This window comes from Flavobacterium sp. (assembly GCF_044341185.1).
In the GTDB taxonomy this organism is placed as follows: domain Bacteria; phylum Bacteroidota; class Bacteroidia; order Flavobacteriales; family Flavobacteriaceae; genus Flavobacterium.
Window position 1 is genome coordinate 1 of the sequence record NZ_JBIISE010000051.1, and the last position, 8,138, is coordinate 8,138.

The window sequence follows — 8,138 nt, forward strand, 5'->3', positions numbered from 1 at the left end:
AATGACTTAGATTTTGAAGGAATGGTAAAAGAAGGTGAAGAATTAGCCGATTTACACGAACAAATTGTGGTAAAATTACCAATGACTAAAGAAGGAATTAAAGCATGTAAATATTTTTCAGATAGAGGAATTAAAACCAACGTTACTTTAATATTTTCAGCAGGTCAAGCTTTGTTAGCTGCAAAAGCAGGAGCAACTTATTGTTCTCCATTTTTAGGTCGTTTAGATGATATTTCAACTGATGGTTTAAATTTAATTGATGAAATTCGTCAAATTTATGACAACTATAGTTTTGAAACTCAAATTTTAGCGGCTTCTGTGCGTCACACAATGCATGTTGTTAATTGTGCTAAAATTGGTGCTGATGTAATGACAGGACCTTTATCTTCAATTACTGGATTATTGAAACATCCATTAACAGATATTGGTATTGCTCAGTTTGTAGCGGATTTCGAAAAAGGAAATAAATAATATTTTTATACTTAAAAAAGGCGTCCCGATAATTCGAGACGCCTTTTTTTTGTTTTTAAACTATTTCTATTGTAAATAACTTTCAAAATTAGCATCAAATAAGCTTACAAAGGCATTGTTTATCGTGCCATTTTTGTTAATTATCATGGTGCGATACACTTTGTTAATGACCCAATTATTTTGAAGTTCTTTAAAGTCAGTAGCTCTTAATTCTATTGAATTGCTAAAGTTTTTATCTTTTATTTCTTTTAACCAATCTTCTTGGCTATTATTGATGTTTATTGCAATAAATTGAATAGAAGAATATTTTGCTTTTAATTCATCGATTTTTTTATGAGAATAAAAAGAATGTGAATCGGATTGTTTGTTCCAAAAGTATATAATTGTTTTTTTAGTGATTAGTTTATTTAAATCGACTGGTTGATTGTTCATGTCTAACAAACTAACTTTTGGTAATACATTATTGTTTCTTAATTTCTGAATATTACTTGCCGTTTCCATGACTTTAGATTTCATTTTTTTATCGGAAACCATTTTTGAATATAAGGTAAAAAATTTACCATTATTAACAGAGCATTGATCTGAAAGCAAATACATATTAGCTATATTGTTTATAACCAAATTTTTAACGTGTTTGTTTTTAACCAGCGTGTCTACAATTTCAAGTTTTTTAATATTATTTTCTAAACTCATATCGTCTAAATTTCCTTTGTTTTTGGTTAGTACAATATTATTAAGCATGCTTGTCATGTAATTAATAAACGGAGAATAGTATAATAAATTGGCTTGATTCACATCAATTTTTTTTCTGTAATTGTAGTATGATTTTGGTAATTTTGTTTTGATGTTTTCACCTGTTTTAAATTCGTGTACTATAGGAAAAACTTCTTTTTTGTAGGCATAATTTAATAAAATATTAGCTTTTGCTACTTCATCAAATTCTTCAGACCATTTGATAAATGATTTTCTTTTGCGGTATAATTCTGTAATATTTTTATTTGAAGCTTCTAAATATTTAGAAAATACTTTTTCGGGTTGTTCGTAAACATCAAATAAATCATTTTTTAATTTCATGTCTTTTAAATACAATTCCATCATAAAATTGTTTTTCTCATCTCCTCGTCCGCAAAACATTAGGGTATTATCAAAATCATTGCTGTTTAAACGAATCATCAAACTATCATTTTTATCAAAAAAAACATATTGATACTCAGGATCGTGTTTAAAACTATACAATCCAGGTGTTAGTGAATCGAATTTATGAAAAAAGCGATTGTTTTCATCTAAATAAAAAGTATCCACCACTTTGTCATTTTTCATAAACACAACAAAATTATTCTTTGGATTTTCTATTTCACCGCCAAAGTACGCCACATGGTTTTCACCCATGAAGCTATCTTTACAAGATACTAAATAGATTGCAAGAAGTAAGAAAAAAAAGTATTTAATGAAATTGTAATTTTTTTGCATAGTTTTATTTAAATATAATAACAAATGTATTTGATTTAATACAGTTAAGATGTTAATGTAGCGTTAAAAATTACAAATAGAATATTAAAATAAAACTGTGAAAACTCGTTGCTTTTTGCTAATTTTGCGGTAAATTAAAATTAAAATACATGCTTACAATTTCAAATTTATCGGTACAATTTGGTAAAAGAATTTTATTCGATGAAGTAAATACCACATTTACCCAAGGAAACTGTTATGGGATTATTGGTGCCAACGGTGCAGGAAAATCAACCTTCTTAAAAATCATAGCTGGTGAATTGGATCCTACCTCAGGAAGAGTGATTTTAGAACCAGGGAAACGTATGTCGGTTTTAAACCAAAACCACAATATGTTTGATGAATTTACGGTTTTAGATACAGTATTAATTGGTAATAAAACCTTACACGCTGTTAAATCTGAAATGGATGCATTGTATGCTGATTATGATGATAAAAATGCAGATAGAATAGGCGAGTTGCAATTGCAATTTGACGAAATGAATGGTTGGAATGCAGAAAGTGACGCGGCTACATTATTATCGAATTTAGAAATTGAAGCGGAACATCATTATACTCTGATGGGTGAAATGGATGGTAAGTTAAAAGTACGTGTGTTATTGGCTCAAGCATTATTCGGAAATCCAGATGTTTTGATTATGGATGAACCTACAAATGATTTGGATTTTGAAACCATCGGTTGGTTAGAAAATTTCTTAGCCAATTATGAAAACACAGTTTTAGTAGTTTCGCATGACCGTCACTTTTTAGATGCGGTTTGTACACATATTTCCGATATCGATTTTGCGAAAATTACGCATTATTCAGGTAATTATACTTTTTGGTACGAAAGTAGCCAATTAGCGGCGCGTCAGAAAGCACAACAAAATAAAAAGGCAGAGGAGAAAAAAGCAGAATTAGAAGAATTTATTCGTCGTTTTAGTGCCAATGTGGCGAAATCTAAACAAGCTACTTCTCGTAAAAAAATGATTGAAAAATTAAACTTAGATGAAATTAAACCATCAAGTAGAAGATATCCAGCCATTATTTTTGAAACCGAGCGTGAAGCGGGAGACCAAATATTAAACGTACAAAATTTATCAGCTTCTCAAGATGGTGACGTTTTATTTAAAGACGTTCATTTAAATATGGCTAAAGGTGATAAAATTGTAGTTTTCTCTAAAGATTCTCGTGCAACAACCGCTTTTTATGATATTTTAAACGGATTAAAAAAACAAGATTCTGGAACGTTTGATTGGGGAATTACCACCACGCAATCATATTTACCAGTTGAAAATCATAGCTTTTTTGATGGAATAGATTTAAACTTAGTTGACTGGTTACGTCAATGGGTAAAAACAGAAGAAGAACGCGATGAAGTTTATGTTCGTGGTTTCTTAGGAAAAATGATTTTCTCAGGCGAAGAAGCGTTAAAAAAATGTAATGTCCTTTCCGGAGGTGAAAAAGTACGTTGTATGTTGTCTCGAATGATGATGATTCGTGCCAATGTGTTAATGTTGGATGAACCTACCAATCACTTAGACTTAGAGTCTATTACAGCTTTTAATAACTCGTTAAATAACTTTAAGGGTTCTATTTTATTAACCACGCACGACCATGAATTTGCTCAAACTGTTGGAAATAGAATTTTAGAAATTACGCCAAATGGTGTTATCGACCGTTACATGACATTTGATGAATATTTAGAAGACGATAAAATTAAAGAATTACGTACTAAAATGTATTCGTAATTTACGGTTTACGATTTTTAGATTAACGAATTGATATTTAAATAAAAATCCCGAGTTTTGCTCGGGATTTTTCTTAAATCGTATATCTAAAATCGTAAATAAGATTATTCTTCCAATAAATCTGGTCGTCTGGCTAATGTGTGTTCATACGCTTTTTGTTCACGCCATTTTTCAATTTCGGGAAAATTACCACTCAATAAAATATCTGGAATTTTCATGCCTTTATATTCTGCAGGTCGGGTATAAATTGGTGGTGATAATAAATTATCTTGAAAACTATCGGTTAGGGCAGAGGTTTCATCATTCAAAACGCCAGGAATCAAACGAAATAAGGCATCGCATAAAATTACAGCACCTAATTCGCCACCAGATAACACATAATCGCCAATTGAAATTTCTTTAGTAATATGCATATCGCGCACACGTTGGTCAACTCCTTTATAATGACCGCATAAAATAATTAAATTTCCTAACATCGACATAGAATTTGCCATTTTTTGGTTTAGCGTTTCTCCGTCTGGTGTCATGTAAATGATTTCATCGTAATCGCGTTCACTTTTTAGTTTGGAAATGCAATCATCAATAGGTTGAATATTCATTACCATTCCAGCACCACCACCAAACTGATAATCGTCCACACTTTTTTGTTTATTAGTGCTATAATCGCGTAAATTATGAAAATGGACTTCTACCAATCCTTTATCAATAGCTCTTTTCATCATCGAACCTTCAAATGGACTTCTAATTAATTCTGGTAAAACAGTTATTATATCTACGCGCATGATGATTTTGTTTTCTTTGTTTCAGGTTTCAAGTTGCAAAGATAAACAACAAAAACCTGAAACCTGAAACTTGAAACAATTAATTTAAACCCCAAATTGTCGTAAATGATGATCAATATGTTTCCAATGTAAATTATTCCATTCATCTGCAGTCATATAGCCCCAAAAAGGGTGTTTTTTACAACTTATAGCATCAAAACCAGCTTGAAAACGAGAAAAATTAGTAATTAATTCATTCTTAATGGTTTCAAAATCGAAATTAGTATCGTATTTAAATTCTTTGGCAGTTGGACTGTTCTTGTCAAATTGTGGCTTTTTTAGAATCATGTTTTTCATCATTGGTGCTAAAATTTTCCAAATAAATGGAATCCTAAGTTCTTTCTCATTAAAAGCTACTAAAACGGCATCATTACAATGTTTTAGCATTTGGTCTACACTCATTTTTCCCCATAATGCTTGAGAATCTGAAGATAATGAATTGATTCTTGAAATAATTTCTTGATTGTCTGTTGGGTTAAATATTGATTTCATGTTGATATAATTTTGCTTAAAAACCAATCAAATATACTCAAAAAAGTAGTAAATTTGCACTTTAATTTAAAATCAAAAGCAATGCAAGACGGAATTTACGCTAAATTTAATACAGCAAAAGGTTCAATTTTAGTAAAGTTAACTCACGATAAAACACCTGGAACGGTTGGAAACTTTGTAGGTTTGGCTGAAGGGCAATTAGAAAACAAAGCAAAACCAATGGGAACACCATATTATAATGGCTTGAAATTTCATAGAGTAATTCCAGACTTTATGATTCAAGGTGGTTGCCCACAAGGTCAAGGAACGGGTGGCCCAGGTTACCAATTTGATGATGAATTTCATCCAGAATTAAAACATGATAAGCCTGGAGTTTTATCTATGGCAAATGCTGGACCTGGAACTAATGGTTCACAATTTTTTATTACACATGTTCCAACCAATTGGTTAGATGGTAAGCATACTGTTTTTGGTCATGTTTTAGAAGGACAAGATGTTGTGGATGCAGTGGCTGGAAATGATGCTTTAGATTCAATAGAAATTATTAGAGTAGGTGCTGAAGCAGAAAAATGGAATGCTATTGAAGCATTTAGAACATTTGAAGGTTCTCGTGAAAAAAGAATTTTAGAACAAAAACAAGCTGCTGAAGCGGCTATGGAAAAATTAGCAGCAGGTTTTTCAAAAACAGAAAGCGGCTTACGTTATCAAATTATCCAAAAGGGTAGTGGTAAACAAGCAGAAAAAGGTAAAAAAGTTTCTGTTCACTATCAAGGTGCCCTAGAAAACGGTCAAGTTTTTGATTCATCTTATAAAAGAAAACAACCAATTGATTTTCAATTAGGAGTGGGTCAAGTAATTGAAGGATGGGATGAAGGTATTGCCTTATTACAAGTAGGTGATAAAGCTCGTTTTGTAATTCCATCGTATTTAGGTTATGGAAGTACTGGTGCTGGAGGGGTTATTCCACCAGATGCTACTTTAGTATTTGACGTTGAATTAATGGATGTGAAATAGCATATCGTTTAATATAATTAATATAAAAATCCGTTTCGATACCAAATCGTTACGGATTTTTTTTATATTTGAAAATCTAAAAATAAAATAATGAAATCAAGCGTATTTATTGGATTAGTGGTTGTATCAGTTGTAGTAGGCTGTGCACCAAAAAAAGTTATGGTAACAGAGGAAGTTCCGGTTGTAAAAGAAATTGCAGCTGAAAAGTTAGAAATAACAGCTGAAGTTATTACTGAAGGTAAAAATTTATACACCACAAGTTGTGCCGATTGTCATAGTTTATATGAAAAAGAAAGTTTTACTGCCGAACAATGGAAACCAATTGTTATTCGTATGCAAAAAAACACCAAACTTACCGATTTGCAACGAGAAAAAATTTATGCCTATTTAACGACTCCGCAATTTTAAAATATAGTAAACCCACTTTGGTTCGTTTTTTGCGAATGTTCAATTATGAAGAAATTTATTTTACTTGTTTTTATTTCAGCTTTTGGCTTTTCACAAGAGGGTTTGCCACATTGCGGGTATGATTTTACTACCTATTTGGTAGCCAATCCAATTGATAGTGCTACTAAAAAAATCATAAACGATTTACAGATTACTTTAATTGATAGCCAAGGAAATGAAGTGGTAAATACTAATAACGAGTTTAGTTTAATTCATAAAGATAAAACCTTAACTTTTGCTAAAAATTATAGAGTTACGCTGGCAAACGCTGAAGAAAGGTGGTTTTATAACATTTGTGATGACCAATATTTGTTACAATTAAAAGCTAATTTTATTCCAGAAGAAAAAGGGTATTCTATAAAAATAAGCGATACCTTAAACCGTTATGCAACAACAACTGTACCTGTTTTTAATAGTAATTTATACGTATTATGTACGACAAAAGTAAAAAGTTTTGGTCCGAAAATGACAAATAATATGATTACTATTGAAATGAGTAAATAGTTAATTTTCTGATTCAGTAGTTGAAATTACAGTACTATCTTTTACAATTATTTTTTTTGTAGCTGCTTCTTTCTTTATGATGGGAATATAAATTTCTGTCACCCATTTTGAAGGTTCGTTTACTTCAGGAACAGATTTTTTATAAATTCCAATATAAAATCCTTTTTTGTCTTCTTTGAATTTTTTAGTTGTAATGTAATTTCTTGTTTTTAACCACGCTTTTTTCATATGAGAATAATCACCTTTTAATGTGGTTTTTATAGCTAAAAATGAGCTGTAGTTTTTACCTTGAATTTGACTATCTGGCGTTGTGAATACTTTTTCTTTTACTGGAACGCACATCGCATAAACTATTTTGTTTTGGTTTTCATTATTCTGAAACATTACAAATGGCACTTCTAAAGTTTCAATATCATTAGATTTGATAAAATTCTTCATTGTTTTTAGCAATGCTTTTGATTTTTTCGGAAAATCTTTAACTAAACAAGAATCTTTTTGTTCCAAATAATTAATTGAAGGTCTGTTTACCAATCCATCAACTTTTATATCATATTCTCCTAATTCACTTACAAAATAGTTATTGATTTTATTTAAACTTTCTTGTATCTGAGGACCTACATAACCAGTAATTCCTCCATTCAATACAGAATAAATTTTTTCTGTAAATGATAAATCACCTTTGATTGTTACCGATGCTAACGTATTTCTCCCTAATTTTTTAAATTTCCAATGCAATGTTTGCTTGTTGTCGTCTTGAATAAAGAGTTGCGATATAGAATCATTTTGTGCAAAAGTGGTAACGATAGCACTTTCTGAATCCCATTTTACATATGATTTTTTTCCGGTGGTATTTTGAGAAGTAACATATGCAACGTTTTCATCAGTGTTAAATTGTTGCCAATCATTCCAATTTGAAAAATCGTTTACATATTCAAAAACAAAATTGCTGGGTGTATTTATTTCTTTTTGTTTTGTAATTTCATATGTAGCAGGTTGTGTGGCAACAAAAACCACAAAAGCTAAAAGGAATAGCAGAAATAAAAGCGATAAATATTTTAAAATTTTCATTTGTTTTTTGGGGATTAAAATCAAATATAATAAATTATTCTTTTATGTACCCTTTAATTAAAAATAAGAATAAAATAAAAAG

9 protein-coding genes are annotated in these 8,138 nt (G+C 30.4%); 5 read left to right on the top strand and 4 right to left on the bottom strand.

Annotated elements, in window-relative coordinates:
• Window positions 1–471: transaldolase family protein (locus ACIQZ1_RS09110; RefSeq protein WP_396160669.1), on the top strand; the 471-nt coding region annotated here is incomplete at its 5' end.
• 66 nt (window positions 472–537) lie between these two features.
• On the opposite strand, the gene ACIQZ1_RS09115 is transcribed toward ACIQZ1_RS09110, so the two are convergent.
• A complete protein-coding gene (locus ACIQZ1_RS09115) occupies window positions 538–1,860 on the bottom strand; it encodes a TlpA family protein disulfide reductase (protein WP_396160671.1) in 1,323 nt (440 codons plus the stop codon).
• A 230-nt stretch (window positions 1,861–2,090) separates the two neighbouring features.
• Here ACIQZ1_RS09115 and ACIQZ1_RS09120 point away from each other — a divergent pair, with 230 nt between their 5' ends.
• A complete protein-coding gene (locus ACIQZ1_RS09120) occupies window positions 2,091–3,710 on the top strand; it encodes an ABC-F family ATP-binding cassette domain-containing protein (RefSeq protein WP_396160673.1) in 1,620 nt (539 codons plus the stop codon).
• A gap of 104 nt (window positions 3,711–3,814) precedes the next feature.
• On the opposite strand, the gene trmD is transcribed toward ACIQZ1_RS09120, so the two are convergent.
• Together trmD and ACIQZ1_RS09130 are read right to left on the bottom strand one after the other, a co-directional pair.
• A complete protein-coding gene (gene trmD, locus ACIQZ1_RS09125) occupies window positions 3,815–4,492 on the bottom strand; it encodes a tRNA (guanosine(37)-N1)-methyltransferase TrmD (protein ID WP_396160674.1) in 678 nt (225 codons plus the stop codon).
• 84 nt (window positions 4,493–4,576) lie between these two features.
• The gene (locus tag ACIQZ1_RS09130; protein WP_396160676.1) at window positions 4,577–5,023 is read right to left on the bottom strand and encodes a DUF1569 domain-containing protein; all 447 of its coding nucleotides are present in this window, start codon (window positions 5,021–5,023) and stop codon (window positions 4,577–4,579) included.
• A gap of 81 nt (window positions 5,024–5,104) precedes the next feature.
• Here ACIQZ1_RS09130 and ACIQZ1_RS09135 point away from each other — a divergent pair, with 81 nt between their 5' ends.
• The 3 genes from ACIQZ1_RS09135 to ACIQZ1_RS09145 all read left to right on the top strand — a co-directional run bounded on the left by ACIQZ1_RS09135 (window position 5,105) and on the right by ACIQZ1_RS09145 (window position 6,988).
• On the top strand, window positions 5,105–6,037 hold the full coding sequence (locus ACIQZ1_RS09135; RefSeq protein WP_396160678.1) for a peptidylprolyl isomerase: 933 nt from the start codon (window positions 5,105–5,107) through the stop codon (window positions 6,035–6,037).
• Window positions 6,038–6,127: 90 nt separating this feature from the next.
• The gene (locus ACIQZ1_RS09140) at window positions 6,128–6,445 is read left to right on the top strand and encodes a hypothetical protein (RefSeq protein WP_396160680.1); all 318 of its coding nucleotides are present in this window, start codon (window positions 6,128–6,130) and stop codon (window positions 6,443–6,445) included.
• 45 nt (window positions 6,446–6,490) lie between these two features.
• The gene (locus ACIQZ1_RS09145) at window positions 6,491–6,988 is read left to right on the top strand and encodes a hypothetical protein (protein ID WP_396160682.1); all 498 of its coding nucleotides are present in this window, start codon (window positions 6,491–6,493) and stop codon (window positions 6,986–6,988) included.
• On the opposite strand, the gene ACIQZ1_RS09150 is transcribed toward ACIQZ1_RS09145, so the two are convergent.
• The gene (locus tag ACIQZ1_RS09150) at window positions 6,989–8,056 is read right to left on the bottom strand and encodes a GyrI-like domain-containing protein (protein ID WP_396160684.1); all 1,068 of its coding nucleotides are present in this window, start codon (window positions 8,054–8,056) and stop codon (window positions 6,989–6,991) included.
• Between the last annotated feature and the right edge of the window lie 82 nt (window positions 8,057–8,138).